This window comes from Massilia sp. CT11-137, assembly GCF_047302885.1.
Taxonomy (GTDB): Bacteria; Pseudomonadota; Gammaproteobacteria; order Burkholderiales; family Burkholderiaceae_D; genus Telluria; species Telluria orientalis.
Genome location: NZ_JBKYMP010000002.1, coordinates 2,766,751 through 2,791,646, shown reverse-complemented (window position 1 = coordinate 2,791,646; position 24,896 = coordinate 2,766,751). Strand labels below are relative to the sequence as shown.

The 24,896-nt window shown below is 66.9% G+C and carries 29 protein-coding genes; 11 read left to right on the top strand and 18 right to left on the bottom strand.

Annotated elements, in window-relative coordinates; genetic code table 11:
• Positions 1-213: 213 nt before the first annotated feature.
• From ACEN98_RS29410 to ACEN98_RS29390, 5 genes are all read left to right on the top strand, one after another.
• Complete coding sequence (locus ACEN98_RS29410; protein WP_413388370.1) at positions 214-633, top strand: DUF4019 domain-containing protein; 420 nt, start codon at positions 214-216, stop codon at positions 631-633.
• 16 nt (positions 634-649) lie between these two features.
• Positions 650-1,453 carry a lipid II flippase Amj family protein gene (locus ACEN98_RS29405; protein ID WP_413388369.1) on the top strand — a complete coding sequence of 268 codons (804 nt, stop codon included), beginning with the start codon at positions 650-652 and terminating at the stop codon, positions 1,451-1,453.
• A gap of 4 nt (positions 1,454-1,457) precedes the next feature.
• Positions 1,458-2,033 carry a hypothetical protein gene (locus ACEN98_RS29400; protein WP_413388368.1) on the top strand — a complete coding sequence of 192 codons (576 nt, stop codon included), beginning with the start codon at positions 1,458-1,460 and terminating at the stop codon, positions 2,031-2,033.
• A 123-nt stretch (positions 2,034-2,156) separates the two neighbouring features.
• On the top strand, positions 2,157-2,504 hold the full coding sequence (locus ACEN98_RS29395; protein ID WP_413388367.1) for a hypothetical protein: 348 nt from the start codon (positions 2,157-2,159) through the stop codon (positions 2,502-2,504).
• Positions 2,504-3,259, top strand: a complete 756-nt coding sequence (locus ACEN98_RS29390; RefSeq protein WP_413388366.1) for a hypothetical protein — start codon at positions 2,504-2,506, stop codon at positions 3,257-3,259. Before ACEN98_RS29395 ends, ACEN98_RS29390 begins: the two co-directional genes overlap by 1 nt.
• Position 3,260: 1 nt before the next feature.
• Here ACEN98_RS29390 and ACEN98_RS29385 read toward each other — a convergent pair whose 3' ends face one another.
• From ACEN98_RS29385 to ACEN98_RS29375, 3 genes are read right to left on the bottom strand one after another with little or no spacing between them, the layout of a single operon-like run.
• A complete protein-coding gene (locus tag ACEN98_RS29385) occupies positions 3,261-3,668 on the bottom strand; it encodes a hypothetical protein (protein WP_413345765.1) in 408 nt (135 codons plus the stop codon).
• Positions 3,669-3,680: 12 nt separating this feature from the next.
• Positions 3,681-4,439, bottom strand: a complete 759-nt coding sequence (locus ACEN98_RS29380; RefSeq protein WP_413388365.1) for a Mut7-C RNAse domain-containing protein — start codon at positions 4,437-4,439, stop codon at positions 3,681-3,683.
• Positions 4,403-5,188, bottom strand: coding sequence for a DUF72 domain-containing protein (locus tag ACEN98_RS29375; protein WP_413388364.1), 786 nt, complete (start codon positions 5,186-5,188; stop codon positions 4,403-4,405). Before ACEN98_RS29375 ends, ACEN98_RS29380 begins: the two co-directional genes overlap by 37 nt.
• Before the next feature lie 117 nt (positions 5,189-5,305).
• On the opposite strand from ACEN98_RS29375, the gene trxC reads away from it, so the two are divergent.
• Together trxC and ACEN98_RS29365 are read left to right on the top strand one after the other, a co-directional pair.
• Positions 5,306-5,749: a thioredoxin TrxC gene (trxC, locus tag ACEN98_RS29370; RefSeq protein ID WP_413388363.1), complete on the top strand. Its 444-nt coding sequence runs from the start codon at positions 5,306-5,308 to the stop codon at positions 5,747-5,749.
• Between the two features lie 46 nt (positions 5,750-5,795).
• On the top strand, positions 5,796-6,149 hold the full coding sequence (locus tag ACEN98_RS29365) for a DUF4870 family protein (RefSeq protein WP_413342687.1): 354 nt from the start codon (positions 5,796-5,798) through the stop codon (positions 6,147-6,149).
• A gap of 78 nt (positions 6,150-6,227) precedes the next feature.
• Here ACEN98_RS29365 and ACEN98_RS29360 read toward each other — a convergent pair whose 3' ends face one another.
• The 4 genes from ACEN98_RS29360 to phaC all read right to left on the bottom strand — a co-directional run bounded on the left by ACEN98_RS29360 (position 6,228) and on the right by phaC (position 11,598).
• Positions 6,228-7,394, bottom strand: coding sequence for a cystathionine beta-lyase (locus ACEN98_RS29360; protein ID WP_413388362.1), 1,167 nt, complete (start codon positions 7,392-7,394; stop codon positions 6,228-6,230).
• Between the two features lie 104 nt (positions 7,395-7,498).
• Complete coding sequence (gene rimO / locus ACEN98_RS29355; RefSeq protein ID WP_413388361.1) at positions 7,499-8,902, bottom strand: 30S ribosomal protein S12 methylthiotransferase RimO; 1,404 nt, start codon at positions 8,900-8,902, stop codon at positions 7,499-7,501.
• Positions 8,903-9,113: 211 nt separating this feature from the next.
• Positions 9,114-9,668 carry a polyhydroxyalkanoate synthesis repressor PhaR gene (gene phaR, locus ACEN98_RS29350; RefSeq protein ID WP_056131689.1) on the bottom strand — a complete coding sequence of 185 codons (555 nt, stop codon included), beginning with the start codon at positions 9,666-9,668 and terminating at the stop codon, positions 9,114-9,116.
• A 175-nt stretch (positions 9,669-9,843) separates the two neighbouring features.
• The gene (gene phaC, locus ACEN98_RS29345; protein WP_413388360.1) at positions 9,844-11,598 is read right to left on the bottom strand and encodes a class I poly(R)-hydroxyalkanoic acid synthase; all 1,755 of its coding nucleotides are present in this window, start codon (positions 11,596-11,598) and stop codon (positions 9,844-9,846) included.
• A 50-nt stretch (positions 11,599-11,648) separates the two neighbouring features.
• Here phaC and ACEN98_RS29340 point away from each other — a divergent pair, with 50 nt between their 5' ends.
• Positions 11,649-11,918, top strand: coding sequence for a hypothetical protein (locus ACEN98_RS29340; RefSeq protein WP_413388359.1), 270 nt, complete (start codon positions 11,649-11,651; stop codon positions 11,916-11,918).
• An 11-nt stretch (positions 11,919-11,929) separates the two neighbouring features.
• Here ACEN98_RS29340 and pgeF read toward each other — a convergent pair whose 3' ends face one another.
• Positions 11,930-12,724, bottom strand: coding sequence for a peptidoglycan editing factor PgeF (gene pgeF, locus ACEN98_RS29335; protein WP_413388358.1), 795 nt, complete (start codon positions 12,722-12,724; stop codon positions 11,930-11,932).
• The gene (locus ACEN98_RS29330; RefSeq protein ID WP_413388357.1) at positions 12,724-13,761 is read right to left on the bottom strand and encodes an RluA family pseudouridine synthase; all 1,038 of its coding nucleotides are present in this window, start codon (positions 13,759-13,761) and stop codon (positions 12,724-12,726) included. Before ACEN98_RS29330 ends, pgeF begins: the two co-directional genes overlap by 1 nt.
• A gap of 67 nt (positions 13,762-13,828) precedes the next feature.
• Here ACEN98_RS29330 and ACEN98_RS29325 point away from each other — a divergent pair, with 67 nt between their 5' ends.
• A complete protein-coding gene (locus ACEN98_RS29325) occupies positions 13,829-14,668 on the top strand; it encodes an outer membrane protein assembly factor BamD (protein ID WP_413343494.1) in 840 nt (279 codons plus the stop codon).
• 215 nt (positions 14,669-14,883) lie between these two features.
• Here the strand turns inward: ACEN98_RS29325 and yaaA are convergent, their stop codons facing one another.
• Positions 14,884-15,654 (bottom strand): peroxide stress protein YaaA, encoded by a 771-nt coding sequence (gene yaaA / locus ACEN98_RS29320; RefSeq protein WP_413388356.1) that lies wholly within the window; start codon positions 15,652-15,654, stop codon positions 14,884-14,886.
• Positions 15,655-15,692: 38 nt separating this feature from the next.
• On the opposite strand from yaaA, the gene ACEN98_RS29315 reads away from it, so the two are divergent.
• Both ACEN98_RS29315 and ACEN98_RS29310 read left to right on the top strand, forming a co-directional pair.
• Positions 15,693-16,163: a putative toxin-antitoxin system toxin component, PIN family gene (locus tag ACEN98_RS29315; protein WP_413388355.1), complete on the top strand. Its 471-nt coding sequence runs from the start codon at positions 15,693-15,695 to the stop codon at positions 16,161-16,163.
• Entirely contained in the window at positions 16,160-17,317 is a 1,158-nt protein-coding gene (locus ACEN98_RS29310) for a pyridoxal phosphate-dependent aminotransferase (protein ID WP_413388354.1), read from the top strand. The genes ACEN98_RS29315 and ACEN98_RS29310 overlap by 4 nt, the downstream gene beginning before the upstream one ends.
• A gap of 126 nt (positions 17,318-17,443) precedes the next feature.
• Here ACEN98_RS29310 and ACEN98_RS29305 read toward each other — a convergent pair whose 3' ends face one another.
• From ACEN98_RS29305 to ACEN98_RS29270, 8 genes are all read right to left on the bottom strand, one after another.
• Positions 17,444-18,673, bottom strand: coding sequence for a tetratricopeptide repeat protein (locus ACEN98_RS29305; protein WP_413388353.1), 1,230 nt, complete (start codon positions 18,671-18,673; stop codon positions 17,444-17,446).
• Between the two features lie 11 nt (positions 18,674-18,684).
• A complete protein-coding gene (locus ACEN98_RS29300; RefSeq protein WP_413388352.1) occupies positions 18,685-19,578 on the bottom strand; it encodes an ExeA family protein in 894 nt (297 codons plus the stop codon).
• Positions 19,579-21,405 carry a pilus (MSHA type) biogenesis protein MshL gene (gene mshL, locus ACEN98_RS29295; protein WP_413388351.1) on the bottom strand — a complete coding sequence of 609 codons (1,827 nt, stop codon included), beginning with the start codon at positions 21,403-21,405 and terminating at the stop codon, positions 19,579-19,581.
• Between the two features lie 12 nt (positions 21,406-21,417).
• Positions 21,418-21,816 carry a hypothetical protein gene (locus ACEN98_RS29290; protein WP_413388350.1) on the bottom strand — a complete coding sequence of 133 codons (399 nt, stop codon included), beginning with the start codon at positions 21,814-21,816 and terminating at the stop codon, positions 21,418-21,420.
• Positions 21,801-22,508 carry a hypothetical protein gene (locus ACEN98_RS29285; RefSeq protein WP_413388349.1) on the bottom strand — a complete coding sequence of 236 codons (708 nt, stop codon included), beginning with the start codon at positions 22,506-22,508 and terminating at the stop codon, positions 21,801-21,803. The genes ACEN98_RS29290 and ACEN98_RS29285 overlap by 16 nt, the downstream gene beginning before the upstream one ends.
• A complete protein-coding gene (locus ACEN98_RS29280; protein WP_413388348.1) occupies positions 22,505-23,176 on the bottom strand; it encodes a hypothetical protein in 672 nt (223 codons plus the stop codon). Before ACEN98_RS29280 ends, ACEN98_RS29285 begins: the two co-directional genes overlap by 4 nt.
• On the bottom strand, positions 23,173-24,120 hold the full coding sequence (gene pilM / locus ACEN98_RS29275) for a type IV pilus biogenesis protein PilM (RefSeq protein WP_413388347.1): 948 nt from the start codon (positions 24,118-24,120) through the stop codon (positions 23,173-23,175). Before pilM ends, ACEN98_RS29280 begins: the two co-directional genes overlap by 4 nt.
• A 217-nt stretch (positions 24,121-24,337) precedes the next feature.
• A complete protein-coding gene (locus tag ACEN98_RS29270; RefSeq protein WP_413388346.1) occupies positions 24,338-24,853 on the bottom strand; it encodes a type II secretion system protein in 516 nt (171 codons plus the stop codon).
• Positions 24,854-24,896: the final 43 nt, after the last annotated feature.

Genomic DNA, 24,896 nt, shown 5'->3' with positions numbered 1-24,896 from the left:
TTATCGACAAAAAGGCGTTCATAATCCTGCGACCCGACCCAGGAGAACGCCATCCCCTCACCGCTCGTCCGCCTGCGCCTGCGTTGGTACGCCATCAGCAACGGGAGACGTCCGTCGTCTTCATGTCCACGCACGACAAGGCATTCGCGGATGCGATCGGCGCGGCGGTCGTGGCATTCGAAACACTCACGGATAACCGATCAGGGAGTCGCCATGAAACAGCTTGCTTCACTGTTCGTACTGGCCGCCGCGCTGGCGGCGCCGCAGGCGCATGGCCAGCGGCCGGACGCGGTGCGGGGCGCGGTCGATGCAGCCAACCGCTGGCTCGTGCCCGCCGACGCCGGCGACGCCGCCGCGACGTGGGACCAGGCGGCGGCCGCGTTCCAGGCCGGCGTGTCCAAGGCCGACTGGACCGGCGCGCTCGAGCGGGTCCGGCAACCGCTCGGCGCGGTCACGTCGCGCAAGCTGGTGTCGTCCGAATTCAAGCGTTCGCTGCCGGGCGCCCCGGACGGGGAATACGTCGTGATCCAGTACGACACGCAGTTCGCGCACAAGGCGCATGCGGTGGAGACCGTGGTGCCGATGCGCGAGCGCGACGGCAGTTGGAAGGTCTCCGGATATTTCGTGAAATAGACGTAGATACATAGACGTGGATACCCAACTTCTCTTCATCTGCTTCCTGACGTTCGTGATCCACCTGATCGGGACCCTGGCGTACTCGGTACGGATCGCCGGCGTACGGACCAGGCGGATCGCCGTGTCGCTGGCCCTGTTCGGCATTCTCATGCTCGTGTCGCGGACGTCGAATTCGTTCCTGGGCCCGTTCCTGGCGAAGCGCGTCGAGACCCACCTGGCCCCGCTCGCGGGCGGTGCGCTGCTCGCCGATTTTCGCTGGCTGCTCGTGTCCGCAAGTCTTGCGACGGTGGCGGGCGCCCTGCTGATCCCGACGTTCCAGCGTGTATTCTGCCGTGCGGTCCTGCATTTCCAGGCACATCGCTCGATCCCGAAGCTGATCCTCCACGGCTTCTTCAAGGGTGGCCTGTCGTACGTCCGGGACGTCGCCCGCATGCCCGCCGCGCGCCACATGACCGGATTCCGGTCGGGACACGGCGTATCGGGCCGGATCACGCTGCTGAACGTCGGCGCCACCGCGCTCTGGACCGTCGGCGTGTTCGCGGCCCTGTACGCCGGCGTGCTGGACCCGTCGGTGCGCGTCACGTCCAGCACGCTCTCCTCGATCATCAACGGCGGCGCGACCATCGTGATGGCCGTGTTCATCGACCCGCACATGTCGGGGATGACGGACGATGTCGTCGAAGGCAACGTCACGGAAAGCCAGTTCAGGAAGGCCATCGTCTGGCTGGTCGGCAGCCGGCTGGCGGGCACCGTTGCCGCGCAAGCGTTGCTGGTACCGGCGTCGCTGCTGATCGCGTCCGTCGCCCGCGTCATATGATGCCATGCTGACCCCTTCTCGCCAGGCCAGGCCCGACGAATCGCTTGGATTCCCATCCGCGCTGCGCGCTTCCGTACGCGCGGCCGTTGCCGTCGTCGCGCAGGACGAGCTCGCGCCCCCGCACGGCGCCTTCGACGTCGACGTGGATGGCGCAACGCTGCACATTCCCTATCGGCTGTACTACGACCCAGCCCGCCTGCTCCGCGCGTTGGAGGATGCGCGGGGCGTCGACCGGCGCATCGTCGCCTGCCTGGGGACGCGGCATTACGACGGTTACGTGCGGCAGGCATGCCTCGCGCAGATTCTCGACAGCGACGAACCTTGGCTCCTGCCCTACATCGTTCAGCTGGCCAGCGAGTACGTGATCGAGATCGTCGAGGACGTCGCGCGCTGGATCGGGACGCGCGACGCGTCGTCCCTCGCGTCTTTCGCACGCGCCAACCCGGCCTGGCTCGCAACCCTGGCGCGGCGCGTGACGAGCTACTGGAACTGCTATCATCGGCCGGCGTTTCCGGATCGGGCCGACTATCCGGGCGCCCGGGTCCTTTCACGCTTCAGATCCGATGCCACACGCCGATAATTTGCAGTTGCGACGCGCAACCCGCGCCGACCGCTTCCGTGCCGCCCAGGGCTGGCGCCGCGCGCCCGTCGGCGCCAGCGAGATCGCGTACACGCTGGCACGCCCGGTGGTATCCTTGGCGCCATGACTACCGATTCCGATATTGAACTGTCCGGCCCGTTCCAGGCCAAGGACGCCCATGGCCGTACCCTCGACGTCAAGTCGATCCGCATTTTCGACGAGGGCTACGGGATCATCGACGTGTACGTGAAATTCAAGGACCGTCTCGAGCCCGGCGCCTACAAGGACACCGTCCTCGTGCGCGCCATCATCGACCGGCTGCGTGCCGTCGGCTACAAGGGGCCGGACTTCGGCCACAGCGATCCGGGCCTGCAGGAGAGCCGTCTCATCGTGCTCGAGGCACCCGAGGAATTCGCGCCGTTCGCGAAAAGCAAGGGGTGGAAGAACCTGGCCGAAGACTTCGACAGCTGATGGCACGGCGCCCCGCACTGCTCGCGGGGGCGCTTGCCGTCGGCCTCTCATGCGCGGCGTCCGCGTACGCCGACCCCGCGTACGAAGGCTGGCTGCTGCGCATGGGCGACTACGAAACGCTCGCCAACGTCTGGCGGGCGGATACGGACAGCGGCGACGGCGCGCAACAGGAACGCCTGGCCGACCTGTTCCTCGGTCCGCATGCGCGGGCCGCGAAGGCGCGGCCGTTCGAGGGCGTCCACAATCTCTATTGGGCGGCCCTGCGTGGGCGCCGCGGCGCCGTGCTGCGGCTCGCGGATGCGCTGGACAAGGGCGCCTTGGGTCTGCGCAAGCGGCCCGACGCCGCCCGCTGCTGGGCGCAACTGCCCGCTACGTTCGATGCCCGCCTCGCGTGCGTCCGCCTTACCGAATTCCGCGACCCGAAAGCACGGCTCGGATGCGGCGACCTCCCCATCGCCAGGGCAGACGGCCGCCCGCTCGACGGCGCGGACGCGGCACGGATCTGCGTCGCCACCGGCACACCCACCCTGCTCGAACCGGGTCCTCCGCCCGGCCCGGAGACCGTCAGGCGCATCCGCGCCTACGCGCGCCACGGCATCACGCTGTCGGTCACGGGCGACGTGTACGACCCGGCGTTCGAAGCGTACCGCGACCGGTTCAACCGCACCACGGTCGCCGCGCTCGAGGCCAGGCATGGGCGCGGCTATCTCGAGCGGCTGGAGCACGAGGTCGACGCGCGCGCGTCGTCACAATAAGTCACGGCGCCCCGAACAAATCGTGCGCATCGAGGATCGCGTACGTGATCTCGGGATGGCGTTCCAGCACCCTGCGCACGGCCGCCGGCACGGACTGGCGCACCTTCTTGCACAGGCCCGGCCGGTCTTCCAGCACGATGAGGATGCCGCGCAACGTGCGCACCTCGTTCGGGCCGGGCGCGATCTTCAGTTCGACGCCGAGGTTGGCGCGGATGCGCTCCTGCAGCCGTTTGAGTTCGTCGTAGCTGGCGACGGCGCCGATGCGCTCGAGCAGTTTCTGCTCTTCCGTGCGCGTGAGGCGCAACGGGCGCAGGTCCGCCTCCGGATCGGCGAGCAGGATCTCGCGCTCGCAGACGCAGGCGCCGGGGGGGCATTCGGTGCGGATGGGTATCGGTACTTGTTGCAACATGGGGTCACGCTGTCAACGGATGGCTCGTCCGGGAAAGCAGTGTATCTCATTTAATACGCCCGCCATACGCTGCCAGTGCGAGCCCTTCCAGAACACGCCGTGGCAGCAGTCGCATGTGCTGAACTCGTCCAGCGTGGCGGCCACACGCGGCGGCAGCCGGTCCCTCACCTCCGCCTTCGCGATGGGCCGCAACGGCGCATTGCACGACAGGCACAGCGTGAACGGGCGCATGCGCTCGGCCAGGCCGAAGCGCTCGACCACTTCACGCAACTGCGCTTCCCCCTTCAACGCCCGCACGTAGCAGCCGTACGCGATGCCGCGGCGCTTCAGCAGTTCGCGGTCGCGCGTCAGCACGGCGCGTCCGTCATCGAGCGCGATCGCTTCGACTTCGGCGTCGTTCAACGTATTGCGGTAAACGGTGTCGAACCCCGCCATTCTCAACAGCCGCGCGAGACCGCCGAGATGCGCATCCGCGACGAAGCGCACGCGGCCCGGCGGACGCTGGTCCAGCCGCGCCACGTCGGCCACATCGAAGGCAGTGAAGCGCGGGTAGACGGCGATGCGGTCGCCCTCTTCCAGGATGTCGTCCAGTCCCCGCGGCTCGCCGTTCAGGAGCACCAGCTCCACCTCCGTGTGCGGCACGCCGAGCGCCTCGATCATGTGCTTGGCCGTGGCGGCACGCGCGCACGGCGTCGCGAAGGAGCGTCCGCGCCGCGCGCGCGCGAGGAAGTCGTTCAGTTCGCCGTAGAAGCGGAACGTCGCGCTGACCATGATTCGTCCACGCCGCGCAGCACCTCCAGTGCGTTCGGCACCGAATGGCCCTCGGCCGTGTTATCGAAGATGCACCAGAGGTCCGCGCCGGGCTGCGTCATCGCGACGATGCGCTGCTCGACCTCGCGCAGGAATTCGGGCGGATAGGACGAGTAGTAGATGCGCGGCGCGCCGTGCAGGCGGATGTAGGTCGACGCCGTCGTCGGCGCGTGCGGGCCGGGCTGGCCGGCGGGCGGATCGGCCATCACGCGCGTGACGCCGTGCTCGCGCAGCAGCGCGGTCGCCGTGTCGCCGAACCACGTCGGATGGCGTCCCTCGATCGCCAGCATGCAGGGGAAGCGTGCGCGCAGGCGCGGCAGGAAACCGGCGACGGTCTCCGCATCGAACACGCCGCTGGGCGGCAGCTGGACGAGGACGCAGCCCAGTTTCGGCCCCAGTTCGCCGGCTTCGCGGACGAAGCGGTCGAGCAGCTCGTCCGCGTCGCGCAGCTTCGCCTCGTGCGTGATCGCCTTCGGCAGCTTGACGGAGAAACGAAAGGCGTCGGGCACGCTGGCGGCCCAGCGGGCGTACGTCCGCGGCTGGTGCGGCCGGTAGAACGACGAGTTGATCTCGACCGCTGGGAACACGGTCGCGTAGCGCTCGAGGTGGCTTCCTTCGACGGGGAAGTCGGCCGCCACGTCCTTGTTGAGGCCCCAGCCGGCGCAGCCGATCAGGGGCCGATTGACTGCCGTGGATTGCAATTCGCTCATCTGGACCCATGTTGGAGGGCATCCGCCCGGCATCCGATTCTAAGTCGAACGGCATGATCGACGGCGCACGCGCCACCGGGCATACAATATCAATCGCAATCAGGAGGAAACACCACCATGGCCGAGTCCCTGCACATCGTCTGTCCGCACTGCGACGCCGTCAACCGCGTCGCCGGCGCGCGCCTGGCCGACCAGCCCGTCTGCGGCAAATGCGCGAAGGCGCTGTTCACCGGCCAGCCCACGGACGTGTCGTCCGCCCGCTTCGACAAGCACGTCGGGCGCAACGACATTCCGGTGCTCGTCGATTTCTGGGCCGCGTGGTGCGGCCCGTGCCGCATGATGGCGCCCGCGTATGCGCAGGCCGCCGGCCGGCTGGAGCCGCACGTGCGACTGCTGAAGGTCGATACGGAAGCGTCGCAGGATCTCGCGGCGCGCTACAACATCCGCAGCATCCCGACGATCGCCTTGTTCCAGGGCGGGCGCGAGATCGCACGCCAGGCCGGGGCGATGGATGCGAACCGCCTCGTCGCCTGGGTGCAGCAGAACGCGCGCGCCGCCTGAGCGGCCGATCGGTTATCGTAATGGCAATCTAGAACCAGGAGAGGTCATGGCCCAGGAACTCGTCTACGAACGCGGCCTCGAGGATGCCAAGCAGTTCGCCCGCATCCTGTACGTCGCCCATGCGCTCACGTTTTTCTTTTCGCTCGGCACGCTGTCGATCCTGGTGCTGATCGTCAACTACATCCGGCGGCCGGACACGGCCGGGACGATGGTCTACAGCCACCACACGTGGATGATCCGGTCGTTCTGGTTTTACGCGCTGTGGATGGTCCTGGGCGCGTTATTGTGGTTTACCGTCGTCTTCCCCTTCGTTATCTGGGGGATTGCGTGGGTGTGGATGGCGTACCGGATCATCCGCGGGTTCCTCGACCTGAACAACAACCGCGCGATGCCGGTCTAGAATCGATCGGTGGGCACAGGGTGCACACCCTACGCGATCGGGTCCGTAGGGTGGGCTCCCCGAGCCCACCAAGCGTGCTTACAGTTTGCCGAGGGCCTGCTCGATGTCCGCGATCAGGTCGTCGGTGCCTTCGAGGCCGATGTTGAAGCGCACGAGCGGGCCCGTGTCGGGCCAGTCGCGCCGCATGCCCTGCATCCGGTACGGCACGGCGAGACTGTGCGTTCCGCCCCAGCTGTACCCGATGCCGAACAACTCGAGTGCGTCGACGAAGCGGTCCACCTGCTCGCCCGCATAGCGTGCATCGAACACGACGGAGAACAAGCCGCCCGCGCCCGTGAAATCGCGCTTCCACACGTCGTGGCCGGGGCAGTCCTCGAATGCCGGGTGCAGCACCTTCGCGATTTCGGGACGGCCTTTCAACCACGCCGCCACCTTGCGCGCGGACGCATCGTGCGCGTCGAAGCGCAGCTTCATCGTTTCCAGGCTGCGCAGCACCAGGTAGACATCGTCGCCGCCCACGCCCATGCCGAGGCGCATGTGCGACGTCGCGATGCGGTCGTTGATGGCGGTGTCGCGCGTGATCACGGCGCCCATCAGCACGTCCGAGCCGCCCGACTGGTATTTGGTGAGCGCCTGCATGACGATATCGGCGCCGACGTCGAAGCCGCGCAGCGCGAGGCCCGCGGCCCATGTGTTGTCCAGCGCGACCAGGATGCCCTTGTCGTGCGCCGCCGCGCAGATCGCGGGCAGGTCCGGCACTTCCATCGACACGGAGCCCGGCGCCTCGGTCCAGATCAGCTTCGTGTTCGGCTGGATCAGGTCCGCGATGCCCGCGCCCACGAGCGGATCGTAGAAGCGCGCGGAGACACCGAAGTCGCTCGCGAGCCAGCGTCCCAGCTCGCGCGTGGGGTTGTAGACGTTATCGGGCAGCAGGACGTCGTCGCCCGACTTCAGCAGCGCCAGCAGGATCATCGAGATCGCGGCGAGACCGGACGGCGCCAGCAGGGCGTAGCAGCCGCCTTCGATGGCGGCCAGGCGTGCTTCCAGCGTGAACGTCGTCGGCGTGCCGTGCAGGCCGTAGGTATAGGCCTGCTTGCTGCGCCAGTCGCCCGAGCGCAGGCTGGCCACGTCCTTGAACAGGACCGTGGACGCGTGATGGATCGGCGTCGGGTACGCGGCGAAGCCGGCCGGCGGGTGGTAGTCGCTGTGCGTGAGCGTGGTCTGGATGGACTTTGTCTTCGTCACGTCGGATACTCCATGCGTCGTCGTTTCCGCGAAAGCGGTAACCCATGCCGAGTCACTTCAGCCGGCTCAGTATGGTTTCCCGCGTGCGCGGGAATGACGGGTCATCAGGCGACCGTCGCCCACAGGTCGTGCGCATCCGCCTTCGTCACGACCACGTCGATGAATTCCCCCACGGCCGGCTTGGCCTTGCCCGGCGTGAGGGCGCGCTTGATGTGGACGACGCCGTCGATTTCCGGCGCATCCGCTGCCGAGCGGCCGACCGCTTCGCGCGGGCCCACTGCGTCGACGAGGACGCGGATCGTCTTGCCGACCTTCGCCTGCAGGCGCTGCGCCGAGATCTCTTCCTGCAGCAGCATCACGCGTGCGCGGCGCTCTTCCTTGACTTCGTCCGGCACCGGGTTCGCGATCTCGTTCGCCGTCGCGCCTTCGACCGGCGAGTACGCAAAGCAGCCCAGGCGGTCGATCTGCGCTTCCTTCAGGAAGTCCAGCAGGTATTCGAATTCCGCGTCCGTCTCGCCCGGGAACCCGGCGATGAACGTCGAGCGGATCGTGAGGTCGGGATTCATCTTGCGCCATGCCTGGATACGGTCGAGGTTCTTCTCGCCGCTGGCCGGGCGCTTCATGCGCTTCAGGACGTCCGGATGCGCGTGCTGCAGCGGGATGTCGAGGTAAGGCACGACGTTCTCGCCCATGAACGGGATCACCTGGTCCACGTGCGGGTACGGGTACACGTAGTGCAGGCGCACCCACGCGCCGTACTGCTTCGCCATCTGGCCCAGGGCTTCCGTCAGCTGCGTCATGTGCGTCTTGACCGGGCGGCCGTTCCAGAAGCCGGTGCGGAACTTGACGTCCACGCCGTATGCGCTCGTGTCCTGCGAGATCACCAGCAGTTCCTTGACGCCCGCCTTGAACAGGTTCTCCGCTTCCTGCAGCACATCGTGGATCGGGCGCGACACGAGGTCGCCGCGCATCGACGGGATGATGCAGAAGCTGCAGCGGTGGTTGCAGCCTTCGGAAATCTTCAGGTAGGCGTAGTGCTTGGGCGTGAGCTTGACGCCGTGGTCCGGCACGAGGTCGATGAACGGATCGTGCGGCTTGGGCAGGTGCGTGTGCACGGACTCCATCACTTCGGCGACGGCGTGCGGACCGGTCACCGCGAGCACCTTCGGGTGCACCTTGGTGATGATATCGCTGCCCGATGCATCCTTCTTGGCGCCGAGGCAGCCCGTGACGATCACTTTACCGTTTTCGGCCAGCGCCTCGCCGATCGCATCCAGCGATTCCTGCACGGCCGCGTCGATGAAGCCGCAGGTGTTGACGATCACGAGATCGGCGCCGGCATACGACTTGGCGGTCTCGTAACCCTCCGCGCGCAGCTGCGTGAGGATCTGTTCGGAGTCGACGAGCGCCTTCGGGCAGCCGAGCGAGACGAAACCGACCTTCGGCGGCACGGCGGTGCCGGCAGCGTCGGAGGTGGCGGGAAGAGGGTTACGGCGGAGTTCTTGCATTGTCGGATTGCGGCAAAAATTCAGGGCAATCCGCGATTGTACAGGAAGCGGGGGCGGAGGGAAATCGACGAGCATGTCGCATACAGGGAATGTCTTTGCAGCCCGCGCCGTCTGTACGCCGCCCCTGCAAAGGCAGGGGTCGAAATTTTCATGCGTTGCCGCAATGCGGGCAGCATTGGATCCCCGCCTCCGCGGGGACGACGTGCAAACCTTACTTCTTCTCCGGCGGCACCCCGAACGGGAACGCGCCGAACATCGCCTTGCTCTGGCTCTGCATCTGCTCCTGCATCTGCAGGAACAGGTTCTTGCTCTGGTCGATGTAGTTGTTCATCATGCCCTGCATCATCGGACCCTGGATGTTCATGAACTGGGTCCACATCTCGGTGCTGAACGGCTTGCCTTCCATCGCGCCCGTGGCCGAGCCGACGAATTTGTTCTGGATGTCGGTGAACGCCTGCACGTTCTTTTCCAGATACGAGCCCATCATGCCCTGCATCGCGTGGCCATAGTAGCGGATGATCTGGGACAGCACGCCGCTGGAGAACATCGGCACGCCGTGCGCTTCCTCTTCGAGAATGATCTGCAGGAGGATGCTGCGGGTCAGGTCTTCGTTCGTCTTGGCATCCACGACCGTGAACTCGTCGGAATCGAGGACGAGTTGCTTCACGTCGGACAAGGTGATGTAAGAACTGGTCTGGGTGTCGTACAGCCGGCGGTTCGGATACTTCTTGATCAGGCGTTCAGTGCTTTTTTTGACACTACTCATCTCATTTCCATGTACAGCGCCGAAGCGCATTTATTATGCGGCGACCGCGGGGATCGCCCGCGGCGTCTCCGATTCCAAGAGGATATCCGCTAAAAATACCACGTTGCGAACGCAGGTGCAGCAATTATTCGCTGAGCAACTGAATGATTTCTTTCGCAATGTGTTAGCGGTCCCTTCAATCGGCCCTGGCCTTGACGTACCGGCCCGGCGCCGGCTCGATCGCCGGATACTGCGCATTGCCCGGCTGTGCGGGCGGCGCGACCTCCTTGCCGCCGTGTTCGACCAGGAACTTCGCCCATTCCGGCCACCAGCTGCCCTTCTTCTCGACGGCGCCGGCCATCCAGTCGGCCGCCGTCTTCGGCCGCGTCTTGCCGCCCTCGTTGACCCAGTAGCTGCGCTTGTTCTTCGACGCGGGATTGATCACACCGGCAATGTGGCCCGACGCGCCCAGCACGTAACGGTTGTTCTTCGGCTTTTTCGGGTTCAGCAGCCCCATCGACGCGAACGCCGCCTCCCAGGGCACGATGTGGTCTTCCTTCGACCCGTACAGGAAGGTCGGGCAATCGATGGCGCCCAGGTCGACCTTGACGCCCGCCACCGTCAGCGCACCCGGCACCTTCAGCTTGTCCTCGAGGTAGGTATTGCGCAGGTACCAGCAATACATCGGACCCGGCAGGTTCGTGCTGTCCGCATTCCAGTACAGCAGGTCGAACGCGGGCGGCGTCTTGCCTTTCAGGTAGTTTTGCTGGACATAGTTCCACACGAGATCGTTCGGACGCAGCGCGGAGAACGTCGTCGCCAGGTCGCGTCCCGGCATCAGGCCGCCGCGGGAAAGCTGCTGTTCGCGCAACTTGACCTGGGTTTCGTCGACGAACACGTCGAGCACGCCCGTGTCCGAGAAATCGAGCAGCGTCGTGAACAGCGACAGGCTGGCGGCCGGCTTCTGGCCGCGGGCGGCCAGCACGGCCAGCGCCGTCGCGGCGATCGTGCCGCCCACGCAGAAGCCGAACACGTTCACCTTGTCCTGGCCCGTGATGGCGCGGGTGGCGTCCAGCGCGCGGATCGCGCCCTGCTCCACGTAATCGTCCCACGTCGTGCCGGCCAGGCTCTGGTCCGGATTACGCCAGGACAGCATGAACACCGTATTGCCCTGCTCCACCAGGTAGCGGACGAGGGAATTCTCCGGCTGCAGGTCGAGGATGTAGTACTTGTTGATGCACGGCGGCACCATCAGCAGCGGCACCTCGTGCACGGTCGGCGTCGTCGGCGTGTACTGGATCAGTTGGAACAAGTGATTCTCGAACACGACCGTGCCCGGCGTGATGCCGACGTTGCGGCCCACCTCGAATGCGGACTCGTCCGATTGGGAGATTCGGCCCTTCTGCAGGTCGGCCAGCATGTTCTGCAGACCCTTCGTGAGACTCTCGCCCTTGGTCTCGATGATTTTCTGCTGGGCTTCCGGATTCGTCGCGAGGAAGTTCGCGGGCGACATCGCATCGACGATCTGCTGGACGGCGAAGCGGATCTTCTGCTTGTCGCGCGGCGGCGCTTCGACGGCCTCGGCCAGGGCCATGAGGAATTCGGAATTCAGCAGGTAGGACGCGACGCTGTACGCGGACATCGCGTTGGCCGTCCACTCGGGCGCGGAAAAGCGGCGGTCGCTGAACGACGGCAGCTTGCCGGTGACAAACTCCTGCCACAGCTTCATCGCCTTTTGCAGGTAATCGTTGCGCAGCGCTTCCAGCCTGCCCTGCGACAGCCCGGCGCCGATATCGCCCAGCATCTTGGCCACGGGTGCGAACGCTGCCGAGCCGTCGGCACCGTCGGGGAGTTTCATCCAGGACTGCCAGGCGGAGGGATCGGTGAATTGCGCAAACGGCGCCATCCAGGGTGCGGCAAGCATCTGCGGGGTAGCATCAGGCGTATTCATAAGGCGTCCATTGTGTAGAATCGTTTTATCGACAGCAACCGGAGCATCGCATGTGGATCGTAGCCATAGGATGGATGTACGTCGTAACCCTGATGGCGGCGACGGAGCCGACTGTGGTTGGCGGCATTATGACTTTTTTCGGCTATGGCGTGTTGCCATTCTCAATCGTTTTTTACCTTGCGGGATCAAGACGGCGGCGCGCCCGCGCGGCACAGGCGGCCTTGCGGACGGCTGACGGGACACCGGTCGTGCCCGCGGCCGGCCATGCGGCCGGCGCCGATGGCGCTGCGGCCGGGCACGGCCACGATGGAGGCCGCTGAACGGCCCGCCCTTATTTCAACCAGATGAGGCTGGCCTGCCGGCCAGTCACGCCGTCGCGGCGATACGAATAAAACCAGTCGGTCTCGGTCGCCGTGCAGCGGTCGCCGCCATGGACGCGCGTGATCCCGTCGCGGGCCAGCATGCGACGCGCCAACAAATACATGTCCGCCAGATACTTGCCCGGACGCCCCGCATACGGCCGGAAAGCATCGGCCACCTGCCCCGGCAACGCGGCCTCGAAGGCGGCCAGCACGTCGCTGCCCACTTCGAACGCATCCCTGCCGATCGCCGGCCCCAGCCAGGCCGTGACCTCGCCCGCACCGGCCGCGCGCATGGCCGCGACCGTCTGACCAAGCACGCCGCCGGCCAGCCCACGCCAGCCCGCATGCGCGGCGCCCGCGACCTTGCCGCCCAGGTCCGCGAACAGCACGGGCAGGCAGTCGGCCGTGAGGATGGCGCAGACGACGCCCGGCACCGTCGCGATGCTCGCGTCGCCCGTCAGCACGGGACCGCCCGGCTGGACGGTCGCCGCGTCGACGACGTCGGGGCCGTGCACCTGCGCGATCCACGCGGGCGGGCCCGGTAGGCGCGCGCGCAGACGCATCCGGTTGGCCTGCACGGCCTCCGGATCGTCGTTCACGTGCCGGCCCAGGTTCAGGCCGCCACCGTCCCGCCCATCGCCGTACGGGCCCATGCTGACGCCACCGCGCCGCGTCGTGGCCAAGGCACCGAACGCGTCAGGCAGATCGGGCCACTGGGTCGCGGGGTGGATCAGATCGGCGTCCTGCAGATCGGATTCCACCATCAGATCGCTTCCGGTTCTTCGATCCCGGCCTGTTCCAGAAGTTCCGCGAAATCGTCGGCCAGCGGCACGACCCATTCCATGTGCTCGCCGGTGGCCGGGTGCGTGAGGCCCAGGCGGCGCGCCTGCAGCGCCTGGCGGTGGAAGAACGAACGCAGGTGCTGCTTGCCGTACACGGTGTCGCCGACGAGGCTGTAGCCCAGCGACTGCATGTGCACGCGGATCTGGTGCGTGCGGCCCGTCTCCAGGCGGCACTGCACGAGGCTGACCGGGCGACGGTCGAGCTCGCCCGTCTCCAGCAGTTCGTAGTGCGTGATGGCCGGCTTCGCCGACGGGCTGTTCGACACGGCCATCTTGACCCGGTCCTTCGCGTCGCGGCTGATGGGGGAGTCGATGGTGCCGGAGGCGCGCGGCGTGCCCCACACGAGCGCGAAATATTCGCGTTTCACCGTGCGCGCCTGCAACTGGCGCACGAGGTCCGTCTGCGCCTCCAGCGTCTTGCCGACGACCATCAGGCCACTCGTGTCCTTGTCGAGGCGGTGCACGATGCCGGCACGCGGCACGGACACCAGTTGCGGGCAGTGATGCAGCAGCCCGTTAAGCAGGGTGCCCGACCAGTTGCCCGAGCCCGGATGCACGACGAGGCCGGCAGGCTTGTTGATGACGATGATGGCGTCGTCCTCGTGGACGATGTTCAGCGCCATCGGTTCCGGCGTGTAGGCCGTGTCCTCGGGCGCCGGCTGCGGCACGACGGTGACCGTCTCGTCGCCATAGGCCGTGCTCTTGCCCTTCGCCGGCTTGCCGTCGACGGTGATGTGGCCTTCGTCGAACCATTGCTGCAGGCGGCTGCGCGAGAACTGGGGCACCAACCCGGCCACGACCTTGTCCAACCGCTGGCCGCAGTGTTCGGGGACCAGCTCCAGGGTGATCGGGGCGTAATCAGGGCCACCGGTGCCGGCATCGAGCTCGGCGTCGAGGTCCTCATCCAGGTCGGGGTCGAAAAGGTTTTCCGCCGAATTCGGCGCAGCAGTTAATATCACGTCAGTCCCATCGGCTATAATCAGCCGTTCGTTGAATCTCGGTAAAACTTTCTTGCACTAAGAGCTTATGCAAAAAAAATTGTCTGTAATAGTCGTGACTAGCGTTCTGCTCAGTTTGTCAGCTTGCGGTTTGTTACCGGAAAGATCCGACGAAAACAAGAACGTGTCAGCATCGAAATTATACGCTGACGCGCAGGAGGAAATGGCGGGCGGCCACTACGAAGCCGCGATCAAGCTGTTCGAACGCCTCGAATCCAACTATCCGTTCGGCACCTACGCCGCCCAGGCGCAGATGGAAATCGCCTATGCGCACTACAAGGCGCAGGACCAGGCCGAGGCGCTGGCGGCCGTCGAGCGCTTCATCAAGCTGCACCCGAACCACCCGCAGGTCGACTATATGTACTACCTGCGCGGCCTGATCAATTTCAACGACCAGATCGGCTTCCTCAGCTTCATCTACGCCCAGGACCCGACCGAGCGCGACCCGAAGGCGACGCGCGAAGCGTTTGCCGCGTTCAAGGAACTCGTCGACAAGTTCCCGAACAGCAAATACGCGCCGGATTCGGTCGCCCGCATGAACTACCTGATCAATGCGATGGCGCAGTACGAAGTGCACGTGGCGAACTACTACTACCGCCGCGGCGCCTACCTGGCCGCGCTGAACCGCGCCCAGGGCGCCGTGACCCAGTTCAGCGAAGCCCCGGCGCGCGAGGAAGCACTGTTCATCATGATTCGCGCCTACGACAAGCTGGGCATGTTCGACCTGCGCGACGACACGCAGCGCATCTTCACCATGAACTACCCGAACAGCCGCTTCATGGGCGGCAAGGGTTCGGGCGACGCGCCGTGGTGGAAGTTCTGGGCCAAGGCCGGCCCGAAGCCGGCGCCGAAAGACGCCGTGCAGTAACAACAGTGCCCGCGGAAGCGGGCTTTTTTTCGCGCCCCTGACCCAAAATTCGGGGTCAGAGCACATTTCCGATCAATGTCCGGCGACCAGTTGCTCTGGCAACGCTCTGCGCGCGTGCACGCCCTCCATGGACGTTCGCGCCCGGCGCCACGCGCAGAACTTGCTTCGTGGACCTTGCGCAAAAAAGTGCTCTGACCCCGAATTTTTCGACGTCGTCAGCCTTCGATGCGCCGGCGGAACACCCAGGATTTGTCCGTCGACACGGCCTCGTCGTACGCATACCCGTCCACGTCGAAGTCCTTCAGGCGCTCGACGTCCGTGATGCCCTGCTCGGCCGCATGGCGCGCCATCATCCCGCGCGCCCGCTTGGCGAAGAACGAGATGATCTTGTACTTGCCGTTCTTCCAGTCTTCGAACACGGGCGTGACCACGGGCACGTCCAGCAGCTTCGGCTTGACGGACTTGAAGTACTCTTCCGAGGCGAGATTGACGAGGACGGACGATCCCGCGTCCTTCAGGTCCGCGTTCAGCGCGGCCGTCACGCGCTCGCCCCAGAAGGCATACAAGTCCTTGCCGCGCGGGTTCGCGAGGCGCGTGCCCATCTCCAGGCGGTACGGATGCATGGCGTCCAGCGGTCGCAGCACGCCGTACAGGCCCGACAGGATGCGCACGCGGTCGCGCACATAGCCGAGCGCCTGCTTGCCGAGCGTGCGCGCAGCCAGGCCCGTATAGACGTCGCCGTCGAACGACATGATGGCCTGGCGCGCGGCGGCGTGGTCCGGATGCCAGTCGGCGTAACGGGTCACGTTGAGCACCGACAGCTGGTCCGAGATCGCCATCAGCGCGCCGATCTCGGCCGGCGATTTCGGCTTGAGAACGCGGATCAATTCGGCGGCATCGTCGATGAAGCGGGGCGTCGAGCGCTCCTGCGTGGTGGGTGGCGATTCGAGGTCGAGGGACTTGGCGGGCGAGAGAACGATCAGCATTTAGTTATAAAACACGTACAGCGGGTAAAATTGCTGACATGATACCTGCTTCAGCGAAACCCATCGTCATCGACACCAACGTCTGCCTCGACCTGTTCGTTTTCCGCGACCCGCGCTGGGCGCCCCTGCTCGCCGCCCTCGAATCCGGCAAGGTGCGCGCCGTCACCCGCGCCGATTGCCGCGACGAATACCGGATCGTGCTGCATTATTCGCACCTGCCGCTCGACGACAGCACCCGGCCGCAGGCGGAGGCCGCCTTCGACGCCCTGATCGAGGTCGTGGCGCCGACGTCGCGCGCGCTGCGCCTGCCCGTCTGCACGGACCGCGACGACCAGAAATTCCTCGAGATCGCGCGCGACGCCGATGCCGCCGTCCTCGTCACGAAGGACAAGGCGTTGCTGAAACTGGCCCGCCGCGCCGCGCGCGAGAACCTCTTCCGCATCATGACGCCCGACGCCTGGGTCAAGACCGAGGCCCCGGCAGCCCCATCCAACCCGTACGCACCATGACCACACCCGTCCTGCAATCGCGCCTGCCGGCCGTCGGCACCACCGTGTTCACCCTGATGTCCGCGCTCGCGGGCGAGCACGGCGCCGTCAACCTGGGCCAGGGCTTCCCCGACTTCGACTGCGATCCGCGCCTGCTGGACGCGGTCGATGCCGCCATGCGCGCGGGTCACAACCAGTACGCGCCGATGACCGGCCTGCCCGTGCTGCGCGAGGCCATCGCGGCCAAGCTGGCCGCACTGTACGGCCACGCCTACGATGCCAGCGCCGAGATCACGGTCACGGCCGGCGCCACGCAAGGCATCATCACGGCGATCCTGTGCGCCGTGCATCCGGGCGACGAAGTCATCGTCATCGAGCCGTGCTACGACAGCTACCAGCCGTCGATCACCCTGGCCGGCGGCGTGCCGGTGCCCGTCGCGATGCGCGTGGACGCCGGCGGCTACAGCGTGCCGTGGGACGCCGTCGCGGCGGCCGTCACGCCCAGGACCCGAATGATCGTCGTGAACACGCCGCACAACCCCACGGGCACGATCCTGCGCCAGGCCGACCTCGATGCGCTGGCCGCCATCGTCGAAGGGACCGATATCCTGATCCTGTCGGACGAGGTGTACGAGCACATGGTCTACGACGGCCAGCCGCACGCGTCGGTGAGCCGCCATCCCATGCTGGCGGAGCGCGCGTTCGTCGTGTCGAGCTTCGGCAAGACGTACCACGTGACGGGCTGGAAGGTGGGCTACGTGGCCGCGCCGGCGCCTTTGATGGCGGAATTCCGCAAGGTCCACCAGTACAATGTCTTCAGCGTGAACACGCCGATGCAGGCCGGCCTGGCCGCCTTCATGCGCGACCCGGCGCCGTGGCGCGACCTGCCCGCGTTCTACCAGCGCAAGCGCGACCTGTTCCGCGCGGGGCTGGCGCGCACGCGGTTCACGCTGCTGCCGGCGGACGGCACGTACTTCCAGTGCGTGCGCTACGACGGGATTTCGGACCTGGGCGAATCGGAATTCGCGCAGTGGCTCACGCGCGAGATCAAGGTGGCCGCGATTCCGGTGTCGGCCTTTTACAGCAAGCCGACGGAGTCCCGCATCGTGCGGTTCTGCTTTGCGAAAAGGGACGAGACGCTGAGCGTGGCCCTGGAGCGCCTCGCGAAGGTGTGACGCATGCGATGGTGGGCACAGGGTGCCCACCCTACGGCCGTCGACGGCATGCGATGGTGGGCACAGGGTGCCCACCCTACGGCCGTCGACGAATTCCGGAGGGTGGCACCCCTTGCCCACGCGATGTCAATGGGCGAGCTGCTGGATGCGGCGCTCCACGAACCCCTGCAATTCCTGCGACAACCCGCCGCCGGCGCGCGCCCGCTGGAACGCGTCGAGCGCCTCGCCGTTGCGTTTCTCGGCCTGCAGCGAGATGCCGAGGCCCATCCACCACACGCCGTTCGACGGCACCGCGCGCACGGCCTGGTGATACTGCTCGGCCGCCTCGCGGTGACGCTGCTGGCGTGCCAGCGCGGCCGCCAGGAAGGCGTGGTAGTCGGCGTCGTTGCCCGCGTACGGCAAGGTGCGCATCAGGGTGTCGATGCCGTTGCCGCCACGCTCGATCTGCAAGCGCGCCAGCAGCATCGCCATCGCGGGCTGGCGCGGGTCCAGGGTGAGGCCCAGCTGCAGCTGGCGCATCGCCTCGTCGTTGCGGTTCGCCTCGATCAGCAGGCCGACCAGGGTCTGGCGCGCCGCTTCGTGCGTCGGTTCGTATTTCAGCGCCTGCTCGAGCGCCGCGACGGTCTCGATCATGCGGCCTTCCTGCAGGCTCGCCAGCGCGCGCCGGTATTCGCCTTCCGCGCGCTGGGCGCCCGTCTCGTGGCGGCCCTGGACGTTGCGTTTGCCCCTCGGCGGCGCGTCGTCGTGCGCGGCCGCGCGCGCGGCGGCCACCATCGCGGCGGACGTCTTCTTCGGGGACTTGCCCCTTGCGGCCAGCGCCTGCGCCATGGCGCGACGCGCCTCGCGCGCTTCCGCGCTGTCCGGCTCCATCGGCGCCACGTCCTGCGCGCGCACGAACGGCGTCCGCGCCGCCTGCTCCGCCTTGCGCGCCGCGGCTTTTTCTTCCGCGAGGCGCTTGCGTTCCGCGCGGCGCTCCGCCCGCGTCATGTGCTTCGTTGCCGGCGCGTCTACGGTCTTTTCCACGGCGGGCGGCGTCGCCGCCGGCGCGGCGGGCGCCTGCACCGGCACGGCCACGACCGGAGAAGCCTGCACGGGACCCGTGACCACCGGCGCCACGCGGACGGCAGCGACGGGCGCCGGCGCGGCCGGTGCCGGCGCCGGCGTGCGGTGCAGTTGGGACAAGGCCAGCCAGCCGAGTGCGCTTGCGGCGAGCGCACCGCCGACGGCAGCCGCGATCGCGCGCCGGTTCGGCCGGTACGGCCCGCGCGCCACCGGCTTCACCTGGCCCGGCAGTTCGCCGTCCTTGGGCGTGCCGCGCGCGTCCAGGTCTTGCAGCATCTTGTTAATCAGGCTCATTCCGGCTCCCGTCAATGGCTCAGCGCCCAGACCAGGCCCGCGCCCGCGGCGGCCAGCGCGGCGGCGGATGCGGCCCAGGGCCACACGCGGCGCCTGCGCGTCGCGAGCGTGTCGCGTGCGGCCAGGTTCACGTGCGCGCGCGCGACCTGCTGGCGTCCCTGGCCGTAGCACAGCATCATGGCCTTGTGCGCGAGGATGTTGACGAGGCGCGGCACGCCGCCGCTGGCGGCGTACAGGCGGGCCACCGCACCGCGCGAGAACAGGCGCGCCCCATCATACCCGGCGACGCGCAGGCGGTGCGCCACATAGTAATCGAGGTCGTCGCGGCTCAACGGACCGAGATGATAGTGGAACGTGATGCGCTGGGCGAGCTGACGGATCGATTGCAGCTCCAGCTTGCGGTTCAGCTCCGGCTGGCCGAACAGGACGATCTGCAGCAGCTTGCGCTTTTCCGTCTCCAGGTTCGTCAGCAGGCGCAGCGCCTCGAGCGTCTCGACGGGCATCGCCTGCGCCTCGTCGAGGCACAGCAGCACGCGCTTGTCCCCGCCCGCCAGATGCAGCAGCCGGTGCGTGATGGCTTTCAGGACCTGGTGCTGGTCGGCGTCCTTGTCGTAGCCGACTTCCAGCTCGTCCGCGAGCGCCAGCATCAGCGTACGCGGCTCGAGGTACGGATTCGGGATGTACGCCGTGACGAATTCCGGGCCCAACGTCGCCATGAACTTGCGGCACAACAGGGTCTTGCCGGTGCCGACTTCGCCCGTGATCTTGATGAAGCCCTCGCCGCCGCGCGCCGCGACGAGCAGCGTGTTCAGGGCTTCCTGCGAATGCGGGGCGCCGAAGAAGAAGCTGGTGTCCGGCGTGATCCCGAACGGCAGTTCGCGCAGGCCGAAGTGGGCCGTGTACATTCAGCGGCTCCCCCGGGTGCGCGGGTCGAGCTGCTCGATGCGGCGGTTCGTGTCGAGCAGGTCGTCGTTCCAGTTGTTGATGCCTTCGACGATGGTCGGCTTGATCAGCACGACGAGTTCGCGCTTCTGGTTCACGCGCTTCTTCGCGCCGAACAGCGCCGACAGCACCGGCACCCTGCCGGTCCCAGGCAGCTGCGAATCGTCCGCCGTCGACGACTGGCGCATCAAGCCGCCGATGGCGACGACCTGGCCGTTCTGGCCGCGCACGATGCTGTCCAGTTCCGACGTCGCCGATGCCGCGAGCGGCAGGTTCAGGCTGCCGGCCGTGCCCAGGTTGACGGACTTGTTGATCGTCGAGACCTGGCTCACGGACGGGTGCACGTGCAGCAGGATGTTGCCCTTCTCGTCGATCTGCGGCGTGACGTCGAGGACGACGCCGGAGAAGAACGGCTGCAGCGTGACGCTCGGCGACACCGTGTTGCCGGTCGTCGTGGAGTTCGTGGTCGTCTGCACGCCGGTGACGTAGAACTCGTCGGTACCGATCTTCAGCACGGCCTTCTGGTTGTTGACGGCCGCCACGCGGGGGCTCGACAGCACGTGCACGGTGCCCTGCGTTTCGAGGAACGAGATCAGCGCCGCGAAGTTCGCGGTCTGCACGGCCAGGCCGAACATCGAGCCGGCCGCACCCGCCGCATTCGACAGCGAGAAGCCGCTGCTGGCCGACAGGCCGGTGCTCGGATCCGTGATCACCGCAGGCTGGCCGCCGCCGAACGGCAGCGGTGTGAGCGTGGCGCCCGGCGCGATCATGCCGCCCGAGACGCGGTTGTCGTGGCCGCTCTTGATCGACGCGAACGACGCCCAGTTGACGCCGCTCTGGTAGCTGTCGTTCAGCTCCACTTCGAGGATCTTCGCTTCCAGGATCACCTGGCGGTCGACGGCGAGTTGCGTGGCCTTCAAATAAGCGTCGACGTTGCGCAGCTCGTCCGGCATCGCGCGGATCACGAGCACGCCCGACTGCGGGCTGACGACGACGCTGCGGCCGCCCTCCTTCGATCCCACGATGGCCTCGATGGCCAGTTTCAGGTCGCCCCAGAAATCGTTGGCGGACGTCGTGGCGACGTCCGTGCTGTCCATCTGCCCGCCGTTCTGCCCGTTCGGGTTGTTGCCGTTGTTGTTCTGGTTGTTACCGTTGTTGCCGTTCTGGTTCTGGCCCTGGTTGCTGCCGTTGTTGCCGTAGCCGTTGCCGTTCTGGTTGTTGACCGCGTTCGCGACCGACGTCGACGTCACGCGCGTGCTCGACGTCCCTGAGCGCTTGCCGACCAGGTAGTTCACATGGAACATCTTGGTCTGCATTGTCAGCGGCTTGATCGAGATGCGCGTGCCGTCGATCCGGTAGTCGTAGCCGTACATCTCGCGGATCGCGTCGAGCGTCTCCGGCAAGGTCACGTCCTTCAGGTTCGCCGTGATGGTGCCGGCAACGTCCGGATGCACGAGGATGTTGTAGCGCGTGCCAGCGACGATCGAGCGGAAGAACTGCTGCGCCGGCACGTTGTTGAAGGAGACGTTGAAACGCTCCTCCAGCGCGGGCCGCGCCTTCGGCAGTTGCGTCGCCAGCGCGGCGGCCGGCGGCAGCAGCGCGTCGGCGACGGCCGCGTCGACCGTCGGCGCGGCGGCCGGGCGCTTGCTCGCGCCGCTCGCCACCTCGCCCTTGATGTTGTCGTAGGTCGTCACGCTGGGCGTCGTCTGGCAGCCGCCCAGCGCAATGAGCGTCAACAGCGCGGCGGCGCCCGTCGCCATGGAACGCATCGGAATACGCTTGTCGTTCATCCTCATCCTCTGTCAGCGCCGCACGGTGACCGTGGCGGCGTGGTCGCCCTTGATGCCGCCTTCGGCTTCGGCGTACAGGCGCAGCACCTGGCGTTCGCCGCCGCGCACCAGTTCCACCTCGTTCTCGCGGATGCGCACGACCTTCGCGCCGCGGAAGCTCTCGCCCAGGCGCACCGTCTCGCCGTCGATGACGGCCACGTGGCGCCCGCCCGCCGCGCGCCCGATCAGGATCGATTGCAGCTGCGGGCCGCTGCTCATGGCCTGCGGACCCAGCGCGACCGGCGTCGCCGCCGCGGGCGGTTTCGTCGGGTCCTGCAGCGGCTGCGCGTGGGCGCCGCCCGCCAGCAGCAGCGCAAGGAATGCGGCGCGCAGGGCCGGCTTCATCGTCGTCGGAATCACAGCTTCATCCATTTCGGGTCCAGGCTCAGGGTGTACAGCGTCAGGGTCAGGCGCACGTTCGGGTACGCTTCCGCATCCAGCTGCGCCTTGCCCCAGAACAGCTGGGTGGGCAGCGTTTCCAGCGCCTGCATGTAGTCGACCATGTCGAGATAGCTGCCGCGCACCGTCAGTTCGACGCCGTGCCGGTACAGTAGGTCGGGCGATTTCACGGCGGGCGGCGGCGCCGGTGCGGCCGGAGCCGCTGCCGGCACGGCCGCCGGTGCCGGCGCCGCGCCGTCGGTCAGCGTCGACACGGGCAGCGTCTTCAGCGACACGAGCTTCAGGCGCCCGTTCGCGCGCAGGATCGCTTCCAGCAGCGGCGCGATGCGTTCCGGCGGCACGAGGCCTTTCTGCATCGTGCGCAGCTCGTCGCTGGTGCGCGCCGTCTCGGCCCGCAATTCGCCCAGATGCTTGCGCAGCGCCTCGTTCGGATCGTTGCCGTAGGCGCGCGCCTTGCCCTCGATGTCGGCCGCGATGCCGCCGATGGTGATGGTCTGCTGCTGCAGCGTCGAGCGCAGCGCCGCTTCCTTGCGCGACATCGGCGCAAACACGAACGTATTCGCGAGGAACACGAGCACGACGACGGCGGCGGCGAACGCCATGATGCGTTCGCGCGGCTGCAGCGCTTCCACGCGCGCCGCGAACTGGAGCCAGCGGCGCTTCATGGCTGGCCTCCGGTGGCCGGCGTCGAGGCCGCACCGGCGGCCGCCGACTGCAGGCTGAATTCGACGTACGGCGCGGGCGCGTCGGACTCCTTGCCGTCGGCATCGCGCACCTTGACGGTGGCCGCCTGGCCGATCTGCATGCTGCCCACCGGCTTGCCCTGCAGGACGCGTTCATTGCGCAGGCGCGCGAGGTAGCCCGGCACGAGGGCGGGGTCGAGCGCGCGCCCGCGCACGCCGATCTCCGTGCCGGCGCCGGTGATGGTCACGCCCGTCAGCCACAGGCCGTCGACGCTTTGCCGCGCCAGCGCGCGGAAGTATTCGGCATAGCCTTCGGTATTGCCCAGGTCACCGCGCTGGATGACGTCGGCCACGCGCCGCAGCGCATCGTGCTCGGCCTGGGCCGCGGCCACATCCGCTTCGAGGCGGCCGTCCTTCGTGCGCGGTGCGAATTCGGCGGTGGCGGCTTCCAGGCGCTTCTGCGCGGCCTGCACCTGCTCCTCGCCGCGCGCGACCCTCGCTTCCAGCTGCGCGACGCGCACCTTGGCGTACACGCCCGTGCCGACGACGAGCAGCACCAGCACGCCGAGCGCGCCGGCCATCGCATTGACGGAGAAGATCTTCTTCTGCGGCTGGAACGCGGGATTGAACAGGTTGATCTGCTGGCTCATGCCGCGCCCTCCTCCTCGCGCAGCGCGGCGCCGATGGGCACGAAGAAGCGCTGCTGGCGGCCCGGGTCGGCCAGGTCCGGCACGCGTTCGAGGTCGAGCACGTCGGCCAGGTCGAGCGTCTCGACGCGCGTGTACAGGTTGCCCGACAGGTATTCGTCGAGGCCCGCGGCGCCGGTCGGCGCCAGCACGAGCTTGGCCACGCTGATGAACGAGAACTGGCGCTCGAAGTTGTCGAGGGAGCGCTGCAGTTCGAGCGTGATCTTGTCGAAGGCCTGGTGCTTGCGGTCGTGGTCGTCGTCGAGCAGCAGGGCCAGCGTGACGTCGATACGGCGCGACAGATACAGCTCGCCGCGCCACGACACGGTCAGCAGGCCGCCGTCCTCGCCGAACGACAGCAGCGCGATGCCGCGGCCGTCCTGCTCCAGCAGCGCGGACACGTTACGCTGTGCCATCTCGGGAATGTCGATCGCGCGCAGTTTCACCTTGGCCGCGTTGAACATCTTCTGGCGCGCGGACACGATGCTGTTGCGCGCCGCGATCGCGAACACGCTCTGCTGCGGGCGCACGACGGCGTTCGGATCGAGCGGGACGTCGAGGACGTCGAACGTGGCGTCGTCGACGGGGAAATCGAGGATGTCCTTGAGGCGCCAGCGCATGGCGCTTTTCAGTTCCTCGCGCGGCACGTTCGGCGATTCGACCGACATGAACTGGTAGTCGCCCCCAGCCAGCACCGTCGTGCAGCGGTAGCTCGCGCTGTGCATCTCCTTCGCGGCCTTGTCGAGGCTGTCCGCGGACGGGGCGCCGAGAAAGAAGACGGCATGCGTCACGGCCGGCTTCGCGCCATCGCCCGCGCCACGGCGCACGCTGGCCGCCGCGATCCCGTCGCGCTGCGGCACCATGGCCAGCCAGGCTGCATTGTTCTGTGCTTTACTGAAAAAACCCATGCGTGGCGATGGTTATCCGTGACTTGGTCGAGATAAGTGCGATAGAGGCTTGATTATATTCAAGCGGTAGGAAATTCCGATACCAAATTTTTACTCTGGGAGAATATATTTGGTTTTCCGTGCGGAACTACTAATGGGGTGTGGTCTATACGCTGCATTCGGTCTGTAAACGACAATCGGGACCGCGTGCGGTCCCGATCGATCCAAGCGAAGTGGATCAGTTGCAGTTTGCTGCCGTTGCCGTGCTCGCCAACTGCACAACCGGTGCGGTCGTCGACGTCACGGTATAGGTGACGAAGCAATTACCCGCATTCGTCGTCCCGACCAGGCTGTTCGGCACGAGAGCAATCGAGCTAGCCGGAACCGTCGGGCCGCCAGTCACGGTGGCCGTGTAGACGGTATAGTCCGTACCGTCCTTCAGGCCAGCGGCTTCTGCAGTGGCCTTGTCCGCCTGCGGATAGCCATTGGCAAGCAGGGTCATTTCCGTGCCTTCGACCGTCAGCTTCAGGGCTTTGGCGACCGACGGATCCACCAGGAACTTGCCACGTGCCATCGCCGCAGTGGCACTCAGCGCACCTTTGGCAGCATTCAGGCTGGCCATGCGCGCATCGCCACCGAGGCTGGCAAACTTCGGCAGTGCCGTCGCAGCCAGAATGCCCAGAATAACGATCACGACGATCAATTCGATCAAGGTGAAGCCGCCCTGCGCATTGTTCTTGATACTTACTTTCATGCTCTCTCCGATGTAGGTGCGGCGTTCCCGGCCGCATGGGTTT